This is a genomic window from Comamonas sp. BIGb0152, from assembly GCF_024809975.1.
In the GTDB taxonomy this organism is placed as follows: Bacteria; Pseudomonadota; Gammaproteobacteria; order Burkholderiales; family Burkholderiaceae_C; genus Comamonas.
The window spans coordinates 481,750-502,174 of the sequence record NZ_JANUDY010000002.1 but is presented as its reverse complement, the minus strand read 5'-3'; the positions used below and the strand labels follow the sequence as shown (position 1 = coordinate 502,174).

The 20,425-nt window shown below is 57.1% G+C and carries 18 protein-coding genes and 1 tRNA gene; 17 read left to right on the top strand and 2 right to left on the bottom strand.

What is annotated here, in order from left to right; genetic code table 11:
* The first annotated feature begins 23 nt into the window (after positions 1-23).
* From M2375_RS05795 to M2375_RS05730, 14 genes are all read left to right on the top strand, one after another.
* Complete coding sequence (locus M2375_RS05795; RefSeq protein ID WP_259164516.1) at positions 24-596, top strand: hypothetical protein; 573 nt, start codon at positions 24-26, stop codon at positions 594-596.
* Between the two features lie 85 nt (positions 597-681).
* Entirely contained in the window at positions 682-855 is a 174-nt protein-coding gene (locus tag M2375_RS05790; RefSeq protein WP_259164514.1) for a hypothetical protein, read from the top strand.
* 454 nt (positions 856-1,309) lie between these two features.
* A complete protein-coding gene (locus tag M2375_RS05785; protein ID WP_259164513.1) occupies positions 1,310-1,726 on the top strand; it encodes a hypothetical protein in 417 nt (138 codons plus the stop codon).
* Positions 1,727-1,821: 95 nt separating this feature from the next.
* A complete protein-coding gene (locus M2375_RS05780; RefSeq protein ID WP_259164512.1) occupies positions 1,822-2,241 on the top strand; it encodes a hypothetical protein in 420 nt (139 codons plus the stop codon).
* Between the two features lie 1,197 nt (positions 2,242-3,438).
* On the top strand, positions 3,439-4,008 hold the full coding sequence (gene tssJ / locus M2375_RS05775) for a type VI secretion system lipoprotein TssJ (RefSeq protein ID WP_259164511.1): 570 nt from the start codon (positions 3,439-3,441) through the stop codon (positions 4,006-4,008).
* Between the two features lie 23 nt (positions 4,009-4,031).
* Positions 4,032-5,360, top strand: a complete 1,329-nt coding sequence (gene tssK, locus M2375_RS05770; RefSeq protein ID WP_259164510.1) for a type VI secretion system baseplate subunit TssK — start codon at positions 4,032-4,034, stop codon at positions 5,358-5,360.
* Positions 5,361-5,557: 197 nt separating this feature from the next.
* On the top strand, positions 5,558-6,859 hold the full coding sequence (locus tag M2375_RS05765; RefSeq protein ID WP_259164509.1) for a DotU family type VI secretion system protein: 1,302 nt from the start codon (positions 5,558-5,560) through the stop codon (positions 6,857-6,859).
* A complete protein-coding gene (locus M2375_RS05760) occupies positions 6,859-7,230 on the top strand; it encodes a hypothetical protein (RefSeq protein ID WP_259164508.1) in 372 nt (123 codons plus the stop codon). The genes M2375_RS05765 and M2375_RS05760 overlap by 1 nt, the downstream gene beginning before the upstream one ends.
* Positions 7,185-10,484, top strand: a complete 3,300-nt coding sequence (gene tssM, locus M2375_RS05755; RefSeq protein WP_259164506.1) for a type VI secretion system membrane subunit TssM — start codon at positions 7,185-7,187, stop codon at positions 10,482-10,484. Before M2375_RS05760 ends, tssM begins: the two co-directional genes overlap by 46 nt.
* 2 nt (positions 10,485-10,486) lie before the next feature.
* Positions 10,487-11,275 (top strand): type VI secretion system-associated protein TagF, encoded by a 789-nt coding sequence (tagF, locus tag M2375_RS05750; RefSeq protein WP_259164505.1) that lies wholly within the window; start codon positions 10,487-10,489, stop codon positions 11,273-11,275.
* Positions 11,276-11,355: 80 nt separating this feature from the next.
* A complete protein-coding gene (locus M2375_RS05745) occupies positions 11,356-13,230 on the top strand; it encodes a serine/threonine protein kinase (protein WP_259164504.1) in 1,875 nt (624 codons plus the stop codon).
* Between the two features lie 31 nt (positions 13,231-13,261).
* Positions 13,262-13,768, top strand: a complete 507-nt coding sequence (locus M2375_RS05740) for a TssQ family T6SS-associated lipoprotein (RefSeq protein WP_259164503.1) — start codon at positions 13,262-13,264, stop codon at positions 13,766-13,768.
* 223 nt (positions 13,769-13,991) lie between these two features.
* A tRNA-Pro gene (locus tag M2375_RS05735) sits at positions 13,992-14,068 on the top strand.
* Positions 14,069-14,230: 162 nt separating this feature from the next.
* Positions 14,231-15,052 carry a DUF1624 domain-containing protein gene (locus tag M2375_RS05730; protein ID WP_259164502.1) on the top strand — a complete coding sequence of 274 codons (822 nt, stop codon included), beginning with the start codon at positions 14,231-14,233 and terminating at the stop codon, positions 15,050-15,052.
* A gap of 22 nt (positions 15,053-15,074) precedes the next feature.
* On the opposite strand, the gene M2375_RS05725 is transcribed toward M2375_RS05730, so the two are convergent.
* On the bottom strand, positions 15,075-16,142 hold the full coding sequence (locus M2375_RS05725) for a site-specific integrase (protein WP_259164501.1): 1,068 nt from the start codon (positions 16,140-16,142) through the stop codon (positions 15,075-15,077).
* A gap of 157 nt (positions 16,143-16,299) precedes the next feature.
* Between M2375_RS05725 and M2375_RS05720 the strand changes: the two genes are divergently transcribed.
* Positions 16,300-17,403 carry a DNA-binding protein gene (locus M2375_RS05720; RefSeq protein WP_259164500.1) on the top strand — a complete coding sequence of 368 codons (1,104 nt, stop codon included), beginning with the start codon at positions 16,300-16,302 and terminating at the stop codon, positions 17,401-17,403.
* A 34-nt stretch (positions 17,404-17,437) separates the two neighbouring features.
* On the opposite strand, the gene M2375_RS05715 is transcribed toward M2375_RS05720, so the two are convergent.
* Positions 17,438-17,884, bottom strand: a complete 447-nt coding sequence (locus M2375_RS05715; protein WP_259164499.1) for a ribonuclease HI family protein — start codon at positions 17,882-17,884, stop codon at positions 17,438-17,440.
* A 254-nt stretch (positions 17,885-18,138) separates the two neighbouring features.
* Between M2375_RS05715 and M2375_RS05710 the strand changes: the two genes are divergently transcribed.
* Positions 18,139-19,173 (top strand): putative 2-aminoethylphosphonate ABC transporter substrate-binding protein, encoded by a 1,035-nt coding sequence (locus M2375_RS05710; RefSeq protein WP_259164498.1) that lies wholly within the window; start codon positions 18,139-18,141, stop codon positions 19,171-19,173.
* 101 nt (positions 19,174-19,274) lie between these two features.
* Positions 19,275-20,405: a putative 2-aminoethylphosphonate ABC transporter ATP-binding protein gene (locus M2375_RS05705; protein WP_259164787.1), complete on the top strand. Its 1,131-nt coding sequence runs from the start codon at positions 19,275-19,277 to the stop codon at positions 20,403-20,405.
* Positions 20,406-20,425: the final 20 nt, after the last annotated feature.

Genomic DNA, 20,425 nt, shown 5'->3' with positions numbered 1-20,425 from the left:
GTAAAAATATCAAAAAATTAAAAATGACAATAAAGAGAAATCTGATTTTTATAGCTGCATTATTATGCACCAATGCTATTGCTAATGATGAGGCCATTTCAAGCAAATGCGATGCAATTTATTATGAAAATAGCTTTGCTGCAGGGTTTCCAATTGTTAAGAAGAAAGAATATTGGGAATGGTATAAAAAATCTCATCCAGAATATATTTGGAGCATGGAGTTGGGATTTTATAAAGATAATAATTTCACCAGCGTTGGCTTAGGTATTTCCATATCAATTGGCACCATGAACTTAAAATCGACACCCAAACAAAATGGCAGCTTGGAAAAGCTCATTAATTTTTCAACAAAAAATGCCTTTTTGACGCAGGATTCAAAACTTTATTCAAATAAAATACTTCGCGATCAAATCTTATACCGCAGCCAAGTTTTTGCTAGGAATATTGACGATGACATGATTATGATTGGAACGGCGGATGCCGGGCTATTCAAGTTATTCAAAGAATATAACCCCACCCACATGCGGCTCAAAGCGATTCTTCCTGAGAGCAAGGAATCTTATACATGCTATCCCAAAATAGAAGTTGCTCCATAGGCGTCTTACAAATGCAATATGCGTACATTTGTTATATGAAAGTTATATAGTGAGAATTCTCTATGTTCTTATTGTTTTATTTTTTATGAACCCCGCTTCTGCTTACGTCATCAGTGAAAGAGAGATAAGATTAAGTAAAATAGCTGCAAGAGACTTCCAAGACAAAATCTCCTCAGGAGAAATAGCAGATTTATACAACAACAATTTCAATGCAGAAATTAAAAAATCTGTAACCATAAAGAATTCAATAAATTCATAACTAAAATAAAGACCGCTTTAGGCTCACGCAAAAATAGCATATTGTTCAATTACAAGAAAATAAATAACCATCTCATTAGTGTTTCGTTCATGAGCGAATTTGACAAAGGTGTATCTGTGGAGAGTTTCTATATATCGTTTGCTGTAGATGGTGGTTGCTTTTTATTTCGCTATGAAATAACCGATCCATCTAAATTTATTTTCTGACATGCCTTAATCCACTTGTGTATTAAAGCGGAAACGCAAAATTAGCAATGTTAAAAGTTTAGAGCCAATGCTCAAGTAGCAAGTCTTAGCTGTGCTTCACAACGATTAATACATACGAACAGGGGGTGCTAGTACACATCTAAAACAACGATTTTTATCTTTATTTTAGATTGTGACGCAAACTGCATTGTAAATAGCTGCTGAATATTCTCTAAGAAAACCGGCGAATACTAAAATTTCATTGCGCAATGTACTCAACGCAAGGTAGAAAACATGAAAAATCCTGGGGAGATACCAATTTGAATGAATTAAATAAAAAAATCCAAGATCTCAATAGAAATATTGTTCAGCTCAGATATATTAACCTTGTCATGTCAGTTACATTGTTTCTGTATCTGCACTTTCTTGGGGAATTTTTACTCTTGAATTTTGCGATAGCTGGATTGATATTTCTAGTTGCATTAGTGTTGAATGTTTGTCTGAATGATGATAACCAAGGCATTGTTGTGATCGTTCAAATGGTATTGTTTATTTTAATGATTGGCGTATATGATTATTTATCAAAAGAGAATAATAGATTAAATAACTACTTAAATATAATGCTGCCTATATTTGCAGATACTGCAATCTATGGATTTTATTTAAGATATGTCAAGCAGAAATAGAATTACAGAAGCAAGTTTGAATCCATTTTTACTATATTCAATGCTGTGGTGGACTGACTTCTAATGCTAGATAGTCTGAGCGCTAAAAAATATTAATGAACATATTGAAATCAGTTCTTTTAATTATTATCGCAGCATTTTTAGCGGCCTGCACCAAGAACATGACAGAGGATGACTATATTGAAAAAACCAAGCTTTTTCATGCAAACTACAATAGCGGTAAGCATTATATAAATATCCGGATATTACAGAAAAATACCGGCATGGATGCATCAGAATCCGACTATCAAGAGACTTTTGAGTTCGTTAAATCGAGATTGGGTGCCATGAGAAGTACTACACTATTGAATGCGAATTTCACACAAACTACTTCTTCTGGTGAAAAGCTGGTCAGATTATCCCTGGATAGCCATTTTGAGCTGGGTGTCGCGAAAGAGTTTTTTTATTTCTCAGAATCGGGTACTTTATACAGGCACGAGATTTACTCTGAAAAGCTACTTAACAGAGATACCTAACATTCTCTTGGATTAAACTGTGTAAATTTAATGTTTAAATACATCTTACTCATCATCGCAAGCCTTTCCGCTGGATGCGCCCAAAAAGACTGTGTCGAAATCTACAGCAATTACGCCAATCAATTTCACTTAAATTTCAATGCTGAAGATTATAAATCTAATTACAATTGGATAAAAAAATACAGCGGTATGAACACCTCTTTAAATCAATATCTCCATGATTTTAATATATAAAACAAAAAATGGGAAATTTTAAAGAGCCCAAGATTAAAAATATCAATTTTGACCAAGTGACGTCGTCCGGCGAAAAACTAATTCAAGTAAGTTATGACAGTAAGTTTGAAAAAGGAGATGCCAAAGAGTTCTTTTACTTTGGCGAGAAGAATCAATTCTATAGATATGAGCTACATTCAAAAAATCTTCTGCAATAACTCATTTGAGATGGACATAGGCTCAATGAGCAAATTTTCTAATTCAGCATTGCATCTCTGGTGAACTCAAGACCACAAGCAGCTAATCACTGGAGAAACAATTGCCAGATCTGATTTCTGCTGCTCCAGGCGAGAACCTTGCCGCAGCCACGAGCGCGCCTGATTTTGGGAAAGATGGATGTAGCGCATGGCCCGGTTCGTCTCTGTGAGGGCTGCAAGCCAATGGCATGCGGAGCGCAGGGATCACCGCATCGCTGAAGCCCGCACAGCACATCCGTTAGCAGCAGCGGCACACCGTAGGCCGCACCCCAGCTACAAGCAACTGCAGGGTGTTAGAGCCGCTAACACGCGCCTTGGTACGTCTTTTTAAAGCGAGTCGACGTAGGCCTCTGCTGTTTGTAGCTTGATGCCTCCAAGTGGGCGATCAGTCTCCGCCACAAATCTGTGGCTTGTTGAGCGCCTCAGCGGCCCTCAGCACAAGCATTGTTCAACCGCTTTTCGCAACGCTATGCAGGCCTGTAGCCAAAGCCCAAGACTGCAAGTGCTTTGCGCACTTTGTAGCCGGGCGCACCCGGCCGCTCGCAGCCCCTGCACACGATGCCAGCAACGGCCAGCCCGGCAGTAACACCTTCCCGACCCCTGCGAAATCTGACCAATTTAGCAAAATTAGGCTGTATTGAGACAGTCTGCGCCACAGACGGGCATTGCTCTGGCAAAATAACTATCATCTATCAATAACTATCAATTAATAGAAGATGTTATAGACATGAGAAATTCCTTTTTGATGCTTGCCACCGCGCTGTGGATCGCTGGTTGCGCTGCGCCAGCACCCACGGTGTCCGCACCCTATACCGTCGTCATCACGGCGGACGACAAGCTCAATCCTGATCGCAATGGACTGCCAACGCCCGTAGAGGTCAGGATCTACCGTCTCAAAGGCATCACTGCATTCAATAACAGTGATTTTTTTGGTCTGTACGAGAAAGATGCCCAACTCCTGGCATCAGAGCTGGTTTCCAAGGAGGTGTTCATGTTGCAACCTGGTGAAGCCAAAGTGCTAGTGGGCAAAGCATCCAACGACGAGCGGGCTTTGGGTGTCTTTGTAGGGTACCGGGACTTGGACAAGGCCGTATGGCGGGGGATTGCACCGCTGCCGGCGCCCAAAGAAATAGGGCGCTTCTCCGTATTCAGCCCTTCATTTGAATCCTCCTACATCAAGGTCTATGTGGGCCCCAACAAGCTCTCCGTCAGCTCTAACGTAGCGCAGGTGCCAGTTCCTGTAGGCAACGCACCCAGCCTGCCCAGCGCGCCTGGTGGCATACGTTTGTCTTTTTAAGGCATGGCGAGGTAATCAACACTATGTTCAATCGCAAGGTCGTGTGGTCAGAGGGCATGTTTCTGCGTCCTCAGCACTTTCAACAGCAAGAGCGTTACTTGGAATTTTTCTCCCATGCCAGAGCTTTGGCTGCGGAGCCTTATTTTTGGGGCTTCCGAGAGTTGGTACTGGATGTCGAGGCCCTCGCGCTGGGCAAGATTGCTTTGCTCAGTGCTGTGGGGGTTTTTCCAGATGGCACCCCGTTTAGCTTTCCTGGGCAGGATGTGGGTGTCGAGCCTTTCGAAGTCGACAAGGCCTGCAAGGATGAGCTTATCTATTTGGCGCTGCCCATGCGGCGGGCATCCGCCACCGAGCTGGGTTTTACCAATGCCCAGGCACTGGCCCGCTATACCGCTGAGGACGCTGAATTAGTCGATTCCAACGAGGGAGCAGGGGAGCCAGCGCTCGCACAAGTGGCGCACATGCGAGCGCAACTCATTGCGGCCGCTGATCTCAGCGACAGCTGGCTGCGCTTGGGTGCGGTGCATGTGGCGGAGCGGCGCAATGACGGTACGGTGGTGTTGGATGCGCGTTTTATTCCACCCTCGATCGCCTATGGACAAAGCCGCTTGCTGCATGCCATGGTGGACGATATTGCAGGCTTGCTGCTGCAACGGGCTGAGGCCCTGGCCATGCGTGTGCAGCAGCCTGGGCGGGGTGGGATCGCCGAGGTTGGTGATTTCATGATGCTCAATATCATCAATCGCTGGCAGCCCAAAATCACGCATCTGCGCGATCACCAGATCCTGCATCCTGAACGCATATACGGCCATTTGCTGGAGCTCGCTGGCGAGCTTTCCACGTTCACGCGCGAGCAGCGCCGCCCCATCGTCTACCCGGTGTACGACCATGATGCGCCCAGCCAGCCTTTTGAGGTGGTGGTGAATGACATCCGGCGTTCTCTGTCGATGGTTCTGGAGCAGAACGCCATTCCGATCGAGTTGCATGAGCGCCAATACGGAGTGCGCGTAGGGATGATCCCTGATCCTAGCTTGGTGAAACAGGCCAGCTTTGTGTTGGCGGTGTTTGCCGATCTGCCCACCGATGTGGTGCGTACGCGGTTTCCGACGCAGGTCAAGATCGGCCCGGTTGAGAAGATACGCGATTTGGTCAATCTGCACCTGCCGGGCGTGCGGCTGCAGCCCATGCCCATTGCGCCGCGCGAGCTTCCCTACCACGCCAACTACAACTATTTCCAGCTCGATACCACCCATGAGCTCTGGGGCCAACTGGAGCGCTCTGGCGGTGTTGCCATGCATGTGGCGGGGGATTTTCCAGGCCTGCGTATGGAGTTTTGGGCCATCAAGCCCTAGGCAGTGATGCATGCCGCAGCTCGCAAGCGTCTGCTTGCAGTTGGCCACCCGTGGCGAACGCAAGACCGGCAGGGCGTTTGATGGCTGAAGACGCCGATTCGAGGACGCCCGGTTAATGGCGTCCGTCCTGATCGCCAACTTTCTGTCTGCTGGTCGGTCTAAGGCCACTCAGCAGACAGGCATTGAAGAAGATAACTGTGTCCAATCCTTCTGACTCGTCCCTCTCGGGAATGTTTTCTGCAGAAGCTGCTGCAGAGACCGAAGCCCACCCGGCAGCCCCCAATCCGTTGGATGGCAACGCGCCGACCTTTCTGGATTTGCCGGATGTGGTCAGTGGCTCTAACCCGCTGGTCATGGCTGCCAACCCGGTATTGAACTTGGTGCCCCAGATTCGCACGACTGCGGAGATTAGCGGCACCGCTGAACTGCGTGAGTATTTGATCAGCAAGATTCAGGACTTTGAGCGCAAGGCACGAGAGCTGGGCGTTGCATCAGAAACCATCGTGGGCGCGCGCTACTGCCTGTGCACCTTGCTGGACGAGTCTGCGGCCCAGACGCCCTGGGGCGGATCGGGCATCTGGTCGCGCCACAGCCTGCTGGTCACCTTCCACAGCGAGACCTGGGGCGGTGAGAAGTTCTTTCAGTTGCTCTCCAAATTGGCGCAGAACCCCCAGCAACACCGCGACTTGCTGGAGCTCATGTATTACTGCATCTGCTTGGGCCTGGAGGGACGATTTCGGGTCGTGGACAACGGCCGGGCGCAGCTGGAAACCCTGCGCCAACGGCTGTGGACCATACTGCGCGACCTGGGCGCAGGCAGTGACGAGCACCTGTCTCCTCACTGGGAAGGTGCCAGCGGCCGTAAAAAACGTGGCTGGAGCATGCTACCTGCCTGGGTCGTGACCTGCCTGGCTGCACTGATCGCCTTTGCTTGTTATCTGTGGTTTTCTTTTTCTCTGGCAGGCCGCTCCGACGCGCTGTTCAACAAGATCAGCGGACTGCACCTGAACCGCCCGGTGGCTGCCGTCGCTAAACCTGCACCCTTGCGATTCAAGCGATTTCTGGAGCCCGAGATTCTGGAGGGCTTAGTGAGCGTGCAGGATGAAGCCGATCGCAGCACGATCGTGCTGCGCGGCGACGGCCTGTTTGCCTCCGGATCCAGCAATGTTCTGCCGGCCTATTTGCCCGTGCTGCAGCGCGTTGCCGATGCATTGGCTGCCGAGCCCGGCTCGGTCATGGTCAGTGGATATACCGATAACCAGCCCATTCGCACTGCGCGCTATCCCTCGAATTACGAGCTTTCCAAGGATCGGGCAGAGCAGGTTGCCCATTTTCTGCGCCAGCGTGGCGTGCAGGTCCAGCGCATTCGCGCACAAGGCCTTGGGGAGGCACAGCCGGTGGCTGACAACAAGACGGCAGAAGGCCGAGCCCGCAATCGTCGGGTGGAAGTGGTGTTATTTGCAGCGCCCGCTGCAGTGTCCGCCGGGGGAGCGCAATGATGTACTGGATTCGACGTTTCCTCCAATTTTTTGTCAGCCGCACATTCTGGGTCTTGGTCGGACTGGTTGCGCTGTCGCTGTTCATCTGGTTTGCAGGGCCCTTGTTCGCCTTTGCGGACTACCGCCCACTGGCCCCGGAGCGGGTACGCTGGTGGTGTATTTCCGGCTTGGTCGCTTTTTACCTCTTCTGGCTGCTGGTGTCTTTCTGGCGTCGTCGCCGCATCAACAGCTTTTTGTTTGAGCGCATTGGCCAGTTCCGCGATGCGGTGGACGCCCAGCGCGGCCCTGACGAGGTCAGCGCGGCCCTGACGAGGTCAGCGCAGAAGTGCGGGAGCTGCAAGGCCGTTTCTCCGAGGCCGCCAAAACGCTGAAGTCGCTACGGATAAAAGGCGATGGAGGCAGCAGCCTGGGCAGCAAGTTCATGTACGAGTTGCCCTGGTACGTGATCGTGGGAGCCCCCGGATCGGGCAAGACCACGGCACTGGTGAATTCGGGGCTGGATTTCCCGCTGGCCGGCCAGTACGGCAAGGCTGCATTGCCAGGCGTGGGCGGTACGCGCAACTGTGACTGGTGGTTTTCAGATCAGGCCGTGATCATCGACACCGCTGGGCGCTACGCCACACAAGACAGCAATGAAACCGCGGACAAGAATGAATGGGAAGGATTCTTGGGCTTGCTGAAAAAGTACCGGCCACGCCAACCCATCAACGGTGTGATGCTGACCTTGAGTGCATCGGATTTATTGACCTCTACCGATGCGGATTTGGTGCTGCACCTCACTGCATTGCGTGAGCGCTTGGGCGAGTTGCAGAAGGTACTTGCCATTGAGCTGCCCGTCTACCTGTGGGTGACCAAGATTGATTTGCTTGCAGGCTTTCACGAGTTTTTTGGTGGCTTCGGCAAGGACCAGCGCAGCCAGGTATGGGGCTTCACTTTCCCCTATGCGGAAGTCGCAAATGGCAACCGGCCCAGCGCAGCCATGTTCGAGGAGGAATGGCTTGCGTTGGAGAAGTCGCTCTACAGCGTGCAGAACGCCCACTTGGCGCAAGAGATGGACCAACGCCGGCGCAACTATGTCTACGCTTTTCCGCAGCAATTCGCTGGCCTGCATGCGCGCGTGGCAAAGGCCGCCGAGTTTGTGTTTGCGCCGTCTCGCATCACCCACCAGCCCTTGCTGCGCGGTGTGTACTTTTGCAGTGGCACGCAAGAGGGCACCGTGTTCGATCGGGTGCTGGGCAGCATGCGCAAAAAGTTCTTGAAGGCGGGCACGGTACTTACTGCGCGCGCCCCCGATGGCGGCAAAAGCTACTTTCTGCATGCCCTGTTGGTCAAAGTCATTTTTCCCGAGTCGCACTTGGCGGGGCGTAACCTGGGCTGGGAAAGACGCACCCGCTTTTTGACTGTGCTGGGCTACTCGCTTTCGGTGCTGCTGCTGGTCGTTTGCATTGCGGCATGGCTGATCAGCTGGGGCAACAACAACAGCTATCTCGACCACGTCAGCGCCAATGCCGACGCCGTCTCGGAATCGGTTGACCGCCATAACAGCCATGCGGGGGACTTGGCAAGCCTGGTGACCTTGCTCAGCCAAATCGAGGAGGTAGGGGATCTGCCGGAGTTTCCCATCTCTGCGCCACCGCTGGACTACCGCTATGGCCTGTTTCAAGGTGCCAAAGTCCAGACCGCTGCCGATCTGACCTACGAGCGAATGCTGGACAACGGGCTGCTGCCCTTTGTCGCCAAACGGCTGGAGGCGCAATTGCAGCAGCCGCCGGTCGACAACCTAGAGTACTTGTACGAGGCGCTCAAAGCCTATTTGATGCTGCAGCAAAACGGGCGCTACGCGCCAGACTTCTTGCGCCAATGGGTGAGCGCTGATTTCAAACGCTTTGTGCTGCCCGATGCCGATCCCCATGTCGCCGAACGCATAGACCGCCATGTGGGCGCCTTGTTCAGCAACCGCAAATTGGCAGTATCGCCGTTTCCCATCAACGAGGCCTTGGTAGGCCAGGTTCGCGCCAAGCTCTCTACGCTGTCGACCGCGCAACGCGCCTACTACCGCCTGCGCAGCCGCCTGCAGAACAATGATCTGCGAGAGTTCAGTTTGCTCGATGTGTCTGGCCCGCAGGCCGCGAATGTGTTCGTCCGCAAAAGTGGCCAGCCCCTCAACCGGGGGGTCCCCGGGCTTTTCACCTACCAAGGCTACTGGGATCTGCTGGACAAATCGGTGGGCAGCGTGGTCACCGAGGTCTCGGACGACGAAGGATGGGTGTTGGGGCTGCCGGCCCAGAACATCAAGACGCAGTTGGCCGCCGTGGCCCAAGGCAAGCTGGTGCGTGAAGTGAGGTTGCTGTATCTGCGCGAGTACCAGCAGACCTGGGCGCAATATATCCAGGACATACAGCTCATCCCCAGCAATTCCCTCCAAAGCTCGATCCAGCGCTTGAGTGTCCTGTCGGCGCCGGATTCGCCTTTGCCGCTTTTCTTGCGCGGCGTGGTGCGAGAAACCACCTTGCTGCGCGAGGCAGAAAAGGGTTCGTCCACCGTGGTGGACCGGGTCAGCCGAGGCATCAAGAACACCCGCAATGACATCGAAAGGGTGATTGGCCCGGTCGCTGCTGCCCATACCCGCAAGGAAGACAAGGACGAGCAGATTGTTGACCACTACTTTGAGCCATTGCGGCGCTTGGTAGGGCCACCGGGCGCACAAACCCAGGGCAGCATGCCACTGGATGCATTGCTTAAAACCCTGGATGAGTACTACGGCACCCTGGTGGCCACCGACGCCGCCGTGCGCTCGGGCAACGCCCCGCCACCGCCGGACGCGGCGGTTCGCCTACGGACGGAGGCTTCACGGCTGCCAGCGCCTTTGGGCGCAATGATTGGCAGCATTGCCACCACCAGCAGCCAGCAGACCACAAGTCTGGTGCGCAGCCAGATCGGAGCCAATCTCAATGCCATCGTCGGTGATTTCTGTCGCAGGGCAGTCAGTGGCCGCTATCCGCTCAATCCCAGAGCTGCGGATGATGTCACGCCGCAAGATTTTGCGCGGCTGTTTGGTCCCGCAGGCTTGATGGACGATTTTTTCAATCGCCATCTCGCCTCCATCGTCGACACCACCACCTGGACCTTCAAAAGAAACATTGACGGCAGCCAGACCGGAGGCCATGGATCGCTCAGCGCATTTCAGCGGGCCAGCGTCATTCGCCAGGTTTTTTTCAGCCAGGGCGATGCCTTGCCCAAGCTGCGCATGGAGGTGAGGGTGGTGGAGATGGACCCCAACATCTCCAGCATGGCGCTGGATGTAGACGGCACGGTGATCCGCTACGCCCACGGTCCCCAAATCAGCCAAACCATCGTGTGGCCCGGGCCAGGCGGCAGGCAACAGGTGTCCTTGCAGGTCTCCGATAAGTTTGGCGGGCAAAGCGCGGTCAATGCCCATGGCAGCTGGGCGCTGCACCGCTTTTTCGACAAATTGACCGTGTCGAGCAGCGCCAGACCGGAATCCTTCACTGCGGCAGCGGTCGTGGGTGGCAAAAGGGTGGTGCTGGATGTGCGAATCAGCAGTGTGCACAACCCTTTCAGACTGACGCAGATGCAAAGTTTCAGCTGCCCCAGCCAGTTTTGAGCATGGAGGCCGACATGTATTTTATGGAGACAGTCCCCATCGATGTCGTATGGGGCGGAAAGCTATCCAGCCATGGGGATTTCCTCTGGAGCCACCAGCGTGGTCCCCATCGCACCCTGCTGGAAGAATGGCTTCAAACCGGCATGCTTCAGGGTCGTTCCCAGTACGGTGAAGTCTGGAGCGAACAACTCAAGCAAGGCCCGATTTGGAACATGCTGTGGCCCAGCAAGGTGTCTGGGTCAGAGACCTTGGTGGTGGGCTGCCTCGCCCCTAGCGTTGATCGCGTGGGCAGAAGGTACCCCTTTGTGGTGGCCTACGTGCTTCCAGCTGCATCCGTCATGGCGTCTACAGCGGTGCTGATGGAGCTGCCGAGCTTGGTGCATGCCACAGGCCACCAGCTGCACGCGGCATTGCAGCGAGGCGCGCCAAAAGCCATGATGGACGGCCTGTGGCAAGCAGTTTTCAGCCAGTGGAGTGCAAGCTTTGACCACCCGGGACTGCGTGAGCGCAGCGTCTCGGTCGAGGCCTGCGCACCGGACGATGGCAGTGCCGACATATGGTCTGTTCTGGGGATGAACCCCAAGCCAGCAGCCGATGAGCAGGCCACGCGTCCGGTCGTGCGCGGAGCATCCTATCCCTGGCCAGACATCGGCAAGGCATTGCAGGCCCAAACATGCGCCTCTTACTGGTGGACACACCCCGCCGGAGGCGCCAGGCTCAAAGCGTTTTGCTATGAAGCCGGGTTGGATGCGTCCTTGATGACGTGGTTGTTTGGCCGCAGCGTCCGCTGACGCGGCAGCACCCACCCCCATTGGATCGAAGCAATATGGAACAACAAATCCAAAATGATGGCCCATCCTCGGGCACAGCCATGAGTCTTGCGATCGGTACGCGACTGCACGAATTTGAGTTACTCAATGTGATAGGTGAGGGCGGTTTCTCGATTGTCTATTTGGCTTACGACCATTCGCTGCAGCGGACTGTCGCGATCAAAGAATACCTGCCAGGCGCCATCGCTTTACGTGATGCGCAAGGACTGATTCGTCCCCGGTATGAAAAGTACGACGCGACCTTCCATACCGGGTTGCAGAGTTTTTTGAACGAGGCGCGCATTCTGGCGCAGTTCGAACATCCCGCCTTGATCCGCATCCACCGGTTTTGGGAGCAGAACGGCACCGCCTACATGGTGATGCAATACTGCGCCGGCAAAACGCTGAGAAAGCTCTTGCTCGCGGAGCCCGAGCGCCATCGCGACGAGCACTGGCTCAAGATACAGGTCATGGAGCCGGTACTGGATGCCTTGCAACTCTTGCATTCCAGGCATTACTACCACCGTGATTTGTCACCGGACAACATCATCGTGCTCGATGCAGGCATGCCTATGCTGCTGGATTTCGGCGCTGCCCGCCAAGTGATTGGCGATATGACCCAAGCGCTGACGGTGATCTTGAAACCTGGTTTTGCGCCCATCGAGCAATATGCCGACGACGAATCCATGCGCCAAGGGCCCTGGACTGATATCTACGGCGTAGGGGCTGTGATGTATTTCGCGGTGACCGGCAAAGCCCCGGTGGCATCCGTGGCCCGCCTCGTTAAAGACCCCCTTAAAAAGCTCGCTCAACTGGACCCTGCGCCAATATCAGCAGCCTTTGCACAAACCATTGACCATGCACTGGCCGTCTTCCCCAATGACAGGCCCCAATCCATCGAGCAGTTAAGACACGCACTGCGCCAACCCGGCGGTGCTGCTGCAGTGCCTGGGGCGGTGGTGCCATCTGCGCCCCCGGTCGAGGCTGCGCGCCATGGCACAAATCCAGAAGTCGCCGAGCCCTTGGCACGGCAGGCCGCACCGCTAGCGCCCGCATCACCGCAAGCACAAGCCCCCGCCGGCACGCTGCAAACAACGCCGACAGCGCCAACAGCCCCGACAGCGCCAGGCCCCAGCCAGCCGCAAACCCAGGCAGCACAAGCCCGGCAAGAAACCGTGCCCAGCCCGACTAGCGAGGCATTGCATCCCACCGCAGCGCGCAAACTCCGCCATCGGCGCTGGGCCCTGGCCCTTGGTCTGATGGCCCTTCTGCTGGTGCTTGGCACCACGCTGTCCTGGTGGTTGGACCGCAGCCCCACCGCACCGGCGCAAGTGGCGGCTGCCTCTGACATAGGAACCACGCCCATGGAGCCGGCCGACAGTGCGAGCCCTGGTTGGCATGCCATTTCTGCGCAAGAAGACACCTTGTACACAGACGCACCCACCGGGGAAGCAGCCGCAACTATGGAGTGGGCAGAGGGTTCTTGGAGCGGCGGCAAGCCGGCCACAAGCCTTTCCCCTGCCGTTGTAGCGGCCGAAGCCAACCACGGCATCGCGGACGACACGCACCAACTGATGCATACACCGCCTTCCATGGCGGGCCAGGGCCAGGGCAACACCCAGGAGACGCTATCCCCCGCCACCCTGCCAACGCCCGCAGTGGCCCATGTTGCGCCGCCTTTGGCAGCGCCAGCGCCCTCAGAGCCACATGCCACCGCCGCAGAGGCAAGGCCCGGTGCCTACCTGCGGCTCAGCATTCAGCCTTGGGGGCGGGTGGTGATCGATGGGGAGGAAAAAGGCATTTCGCCACCGATGACACGCATCTGGTTGGCAGAGGGCCGGCACCAGGTGGTCATCGTGAACGGAGACCTTCAAAAGCACACCGAGTCCGTACACATCACGAACAAACAGGACCTGGTGCTGGCCCATAAATTTTGATTTTGAAAACCTTCATGAGAAAGCAGTGTTGATGACGATGAATGCATTTTTTTTGAAAAAATCCCTGATGGTCTCTATGGCCATCGCGCTAGCTGCTTGCGCGAGCAGTGAGAACAACAACGATCCCGAACCAAGCGCTATCCCCGCATCCGCCGAGCTGGAGGTGGTGGCCCCACCGCCACCAGAATCCCGCGCCGCGCAGGTGTCCGACCAGGTCAATACGACCGGCCTCACGGCTGTGGAACGGCGTTTCAGCGAAGGCCTGGCCTTGTACAACGATGGCCGCTATGCCAATGCCATCAGGATCTTCAGAGAGCCGGTGTTCACAAGGGCCTGGCCAGAATTGCGGATGCGGTCGCTCAAATATCTGGCGTTCAGCTATTGCGTCACGGGCAAAGCTGCGCAATGCCAAAAGAGTTTTGAGGAGATCCTCAAGCTCGATGCTGCGTTCGAGCTGTCCAGTGCTGAACAGGGGCATCCGCTGTGGGATCCAGTTTTTCAGCAAGCCAAAGCGAAAGTGGACGCTACGGTGCGGTAGCGAGATACGCCAGCAAAACGGATGCCCGGCATGGCTTCCCAAAACGGGGCGGCACGGACTAGGCATTTTTGCCCCCGCACTTGGCAGGGCTGGCAGCAGTGCAACGCAATGACTGCGCCCTGCGAGGAAGTCTGCCAAGGCTTCCGCCTGCCAGCCATGAAACATACAATTTGCACTTCTGTTGCCTCTGACCCAAAAAAACAGGTTAGAATAGCGGCTTAGTCGGAGCGTAGCGCAGCCTGGTAGCGCATCTGCTTTGGGAGCAGAGGGTCGTGAGTTCGAATCCCACCGCTCCGACCATTATTTAAAAGCCTGTCGCATGCAAGTGCGACAGGCTTTTTCATGTTCGCCGCTATCCACCTGGCCAAGCGCGCTTTGTTTGATCAATACCAAGACGGCGGCACTGGCAGCCCGCCGCCCCCGCAGATGTGGCACGATATCGCAGCCCCTCGTTTTTGATCTATGCCCACCCAGTTCCACCGCGTCACCCCTTTAGCCGCTGCGCCCCGCGCCCAGCGTGATCGACTGGACCGCCTGGATGTGCTGCGCGGCTTGGCCATGGTCTGGATGACGGCTTTCCACTTCTGTTTTGACCTCAGCCATCTGCAGCTGTGGCGCCAGGATTTCTACCACGACCCTGTCTGGATCTGGCAGCGCGCCGCAATCGTTAGCCTGTTCTTGCTCTGCGCTGGCTTGGGCCAGGCCGCAGCGCAGACCCGCCCAAGCAGCGCGCGCCGCTTCTACCAGCGCTGGTTGCTGGTGGCAGGCTGCGCTGCGCTGGTTAGCGCCGGCTCCTACCTGGTGTTTCCCAACAGCTATATCTATTTTGGCGTGTTGCACGGCATGGCCGCCATGCTGCTGCTGCTGCGCCTGGTGCAAGGCTGCAGTGACCGCGTGCTGTTTGGCTTGGCGATGCTCTGCATGCTTGCGCCAGGCCTCTACAGCTATGCGGCCAGCGGATTGCCCGTCTCCCTGGTCGAGCTGCTCAACACCAAGCCGCTCAGCCCTTTGGGCTTGGTGACGCGCAAGCCAGTGACGGAAGATTTTGTGCCGATCCTGCCTTGGCTGGGCATCATGCTGGCGGCTTTCAGCATTGGTCGCCAGCAAATGGCCAAGCCCGGCGCATGGCTGCCAGGCTATCTTGCCCAACCCGCACAAAGCTGGCCCAGCCGCGGCTTAGCATGGCTGGGGCGCAACAGCCTGCCGTATTACATGCTGCACCAGCTGGTGCTGATGGGCAGTTTGATGCTGCTGGTGTTGCTGCTGCCAACCGCGCTGGACTGATCCGAAGCGCTGCCCTGTTTTCTCAGGGATCCGTTGGCGCATCCAGCAGGCGTGCAGCCTTGTTGGCCAGCGGCGCTTCGGCGCGAAAATAGCCCAGCACCGTCGCCGCACTTTGGTGGCCGGTCATGGCCATGGTGTCCGCCAGGGCCATGTTCTGCCTCCCCGCCTCAGTCACAAAGCCCGAGCGCAGCGAATGGGCCGAAAAATCCCCCGCAATCCCCGCCAGCGCGCAGCGCTCCTTGACGATGTTGTTGACCGACAGCGCACTCAAGCCGGTATCGCCAACCTTCCCATTTTTGAAAATCCGCCTGAATATCGCGCTCTCGGTGATGTTTGCGGCTTCCAGCCATAGGGCAAGTGCAGCGCCGGCCACCCCCACCACAGGCTTGAAGTTTTCAGGACGCGCCGCGCCTGACTGGTTGGTCTTGGACAGGCGCAGGTCGTACAAGTACTGGCCGGGGCCCATTTGCTGCAGCCATTCCATGCGGGCTTCTGCCACCTCAGAGCGTCGGCGCCCACCGCTGGCCCAGGCAAACAGCAGCAAGGCACGGTCGCGCCGGCCTTTGAGGCTGTCATCGCAGGTGGCCAGCAGCTGCTCCAGCAAGGGGCGGGTGAGGGCGGCTTTTTTCTGCTCCAGCATGCCCCGGCGCGCATAAGCCTTGCGCAGGTGCGACAGCGCCTCGCGCACCTCGGCGCTGTGGCAGGGATTGGCCATGGCCTGGTGGCTGTGCGCTTTGGAGAGCACGGCAATCCGGTGCACCAAGGTGGAATGCGCCAGCGCCCCGGGCTTGCCCTTGAACCCCTGCTGCACCAGCTGTGCATCCAACTCGGCCGGCAGGCCTGATTGCGCGCCTTGCTCGGAGAGGTGCTCGCCATGGTCAGCCACAAATTGCAGCACCACATTGGCAGCCAAGGGCAGGGCGATGGCTTTGCCGTAGCGCAGCCAGTACCAGGCCGCCCAGTAGCGCAAGGCACTTTGGTAGCTGCTGGTGGTGTTCGCAGACGCAGCTTCCAACCGCAAGGCGCGCAAGGCGTCCTGGGCAGCCGCTGACAGCAACTCCGGCTGCAGTAGCGCAGTGCCCAGCGGCACCACAGGCAGAAGATCCGTGTGAAATGGATCAGAACGGGGAATGTACGACTTCATATTTTTTAAATATTACATAACATGTATGATATATTACATAGTATATGCAGATTACTTGCGATAAATACCTCTTATCGATAGTAATGGGAAAAGGACTACCAAAATGGAAATTTCGCGTGCCACGCGCAGCGTGCAAAAAGAAGATGTCTGGCAGGCCGCCGATGCGCTGCTGCTAGAGGGAAAACGGCCGACCATCGAGCGGGTACGCCAAAAAATTGGCAGGGGCTCACCCAATACAGTGAGCCCGATGCTGGAAGCCTGGTTCGCCACCCTGGGGCCACGCCTGGGTGGCGCAGGGGAGGGTACACAGGCCGCCGCGGCAGATCCTGCTAGTGGTAAGGGTCTGCCATCAGCCTTGGTCCAGGCGATGCAGCAACTATGGGAACAGGTACAGACGCTGGCGGCGCAGGCAGCCGATGCGCAGCTGGAGCCTGTGCGCCTAGGCTTGCAAGCGCAGCAGCAGGCGCTGGACGACGCCCAGCACAGCTTGGAGCAAGAACGCAGCCAACTGGCCCAGCAGCGCGCCACCACCGAGCAAGCGCTGGCGGTGGCGCATGCCCAGATAAAGATGCAAGGCACGCGTTTGACCGATCTGGAGCAGGCCGGCCGGCAAAAAGACCAGTTTGCCGCCGCGCAGCAGCAGCGCCTGCAGGCCCTGGAGCAAGAGCTGTTTGCCAACCGCAAGGCCCGGGATGACGCCGACATGGCCCATGCCGAGCAGCTGCGCGAGCTGCAGCACAATGCCCAGCTGCAGCAGCACAGGGTACTGCAGGACCTGGACCGCGCGCGCCAGGAAACCAAGCAGGCTATGGCCGCCCAGCGCGCCGAGCAAGAAAAGCTGGCCAGGCTGGAAGCGCAATGGCAGCAAGATCGGCAAGCGCTTGAGGAACAACGCGCGCAACAGACGGAACAACTGCAGCAGTCCCAAGCCCAGGTGCAGCAGCTGCAGCACCGCCTGCAGACCGCAGAAGCGGCCCATACGCAAACGCTTGCGCTGCAAGCCCACCAGCATGAGAGCGCACTGGCCCAGTTCAGGCTGGAGCTGGCACACAGCGCTGCCGCCCAAAGCGCGGGCAGGGCAGGGGATTTGACCCAGGCTGGAGAAGGGGTGGCAGGTACCAGCCGCCGGCCCATGCGCAGCGCTGTGGCGGTGCCACGGCCCATGCGTATGCTGCCCGGCTCACGCCGCCGCAGCCATAAAAACTAAGCGGCGCCTGGCCCTTTTTTGAGTTGAGGCAGCATCAGGCCACGCTGCCTGCGGGCGCCGCCTCCAACCCCGGCACCTGGGGCAGAGCGTCCCCGCGTGCCAAGGCATCGGCCACGGTGTTTTTGTGCCGGGGAACCCAGCGCACCTCCAGCTGCGCAAAGCCCGAACGCAGTGCGCGCGCCTGTGCGTAAAGCGCGGCCAGGCGGGCAATGGGTTTGGCGGCAGGCTCTGCCATTTGCGCGGCCAAAATGCTGCTGTCGGTGTGCAGCAGTACCTCGCGTGCGCCCCGGCTTTGCAGCCAGCTCAGGGCATGGATGGCTGCAAGCGCTTCAGCCTCGTTGTTGCAGCCGGTGTGGTCCATTGCCTGGCTAAAGCAATGGCTGACCCCATCGGGGGCGTAGGCGATGCCGCCAATGCGCATGCGCCCCGGGTTGGGCAGGGCGCTGCCGTCGATGTAGGCGATCCAGGTGGCTGATGACATGCGGACAGCATAAAGCGGCCGCCAATACACCGGCACCGCAACTGGAATGCTAGCGCTGAGCGCCGCAGTGGCGCACCCGCCACTGGCTTGAAATAGTTGGTGAGCCCACCGCTGTAGTGCCTGCGATACAGCCTGCATGGCTGTGCAGCATGGCGCCAGTCTGTGTCATCCAAGATTCGCCAATCCGCCATGCCGTTGTCACAAAGGCTTCGGATACTCCATCGATCCTATTAACCCAGGCGAGAGAGTACGCAATGAAGAACTGGAAAAAGCTGGTAGCCGCTGCTGCCGCAATGGCAGCAACGGGCCTGGTGTATGCCCAAAAGACCGAGCTGACGGTCTACACCGCCCTTGAGATGGACCAGCTCAAAGCCTACGAGACGGCATTCAACAAGAACCACCCCAATATCGCGCTCAAGTGGGTGCGTGACTCCACCGGCGTCATCACCGCCAAGCTGCTGGCAGAAAAAGCCAACCCCAAGGCCGATGTGATCATGGGTGTGGCAGCCTCCAGCCTGGCGATTTTTGACAAGAACGACATGCTCCAGGCCTATGCGCCTAAGGGCCTGGAAGCCATCACCGCCAAGTACCGTGACAGCAAGAACCCACCGAGCTGGGTGGGTATGGATGTGTTTGGTGCCACCGTCTGCTTCAACACGGTGGAAGCCAAGAAGCGCAACATCCCCATGCCCACCAGCTGGCAAGACCTGACCAAGCCCGAGTTCAAGGGCCAGGTGGTCATGCCCAACCCCGCCTCCAGCGGCACCGGTTACTTTGATGTGGCTGCCTGGCTGCAGCTGTTTGGCGATGACAACGGCAACGGTGGCGGCTGGAAGTACATGGATGCGCTGCACGAGAACATTGCGCAGTACACCCACTCGGGCTCCAAGCCTTGCAATATGGCAGCGCAGGGCGAGTATGTGGCTGGTATCTCTTTTGAGTACCGCGCGCATGCCAACAAGGCCAAGGGCGCTCCGATCGAGCTGGTGTTCCCCAAGGAAGGCCTGGGCTGGGACCTGGAAGGCGTGAGCATCTACAAGGGCACCAAGCACGCAGACGCTGCGCAAAAGCTGGTGGACTGGGCCGTGAGCAAGGAAGCCATGGAGCTGTACGGCAAGAACTTTGCCGTGACCGCCATGCCCGGCGTCGCGCCCAAGCTGGCCAACATCCCGGCCGACTACGAGTCGCGCTTGATTCCGCTGGACTTCTCCAAGATGGCCGACAGCCGCGAGCGCGTGCTGGGTGAATGGACCAAGCGTTACGACGCCAAGAGCGAGGCCAAGAAGTGAGTGACAGGGAGACAGCGCGTTTGCCAGTAGCGCAGGGCCCGGCGGCGCAGGCCGCATCCGTGCGCGATACCTCGTATGCCTTCGAGTCCAGCAGCCAGGGCCTGCGCCATGGCCAAGAAGAGGGCGGCCCGCCCTTTTTGGAGATTCGCCATCTGCACAAGTCCTTCGGCAGCTTTACCGCCTTGCAGTCGATCAACCTGCAAATCCGCCGGGGCGAGCTGGTGTGTTTTCTGGGGCCATCGGGCTGCGGCAAAACCACCTTGCTGCGTGCGATTGCGGGTCTGGAAGCCCAGACCGCTGGCGAGATCTGGCAGGACGGCAAGAACATCTCCAGCCTGCCCGCATCCCAGCGGGACTATGGGATTGTTTTTCAGTCCTATGCGCTGTTTCCCAATCTGACGGTGGCTGACAACGTGGCCTATGGCCTGGTCAGCCAGCGCCAACCCAAGGCCCTGGTGGCCCAGAAGGTGCAAAGCCTGCTGGATACCGTAGGCCTGTCGGTCAGTGGCGGCAAATACCCCGCCCAGCTGTCGGGCGGACAGCAGCAGCGTGTGGCACTGGCCCGCGCGCTGGCCATGTCGCCCGGGCTGCTGCTGCTCGATGAGCCGCTGTCGGCCCTGGATGCCACCGTGCGCGTGCACCTGCGCAATGAGATCCGTGCGCTACAGCAGCGCTTGTACGTGACCACCATCATGGTCACGCATGACCAGGAAGAGGCGATGGCCATGGCCGACCGCGTGGTGGTGATGAACCACGGCGTGGTCGAGCAGGTTGGCACCCCCCGCGATATTTACCAGCGCCCCGCAACCCCTTTTGTGGCCAACTTTATCGGCAAGGCCAATAAGCTGCAGGCGCTGGCCACCGGCAACGGCGGCATCACCTTGGCCGGCCACAAGCTGTACTGCCCGCAGGCCCCGCGCCTGTTGCCAGGCCAAGGCCTGGACGTGTACATGCGGCCAGAGGACTGCAGCGTGCACGATTGCACCGCCTTGCCGCCCATCGGCAGCGCGCCAGCGCCCAATGGCTCCCCGGTACTGACCGGGGTGGTGGAGCAGCTGGAGTTTTTGGGCGCGCTGTGCATCGTCCATGTGGATGTGCAGCGCCTGCCCGAGCGCCATGTGCAGCTGCAGCTGAGCCCGGCGCAATGCGTGCAGCTGGATATACAACCGGGCCGTTGGCTGCAGTTCTCCATCCAAGCGCAACAGCTGAAGATTTTTGCCCAGGCAGCCTGAGCCCGAGCACGGCGCAATGG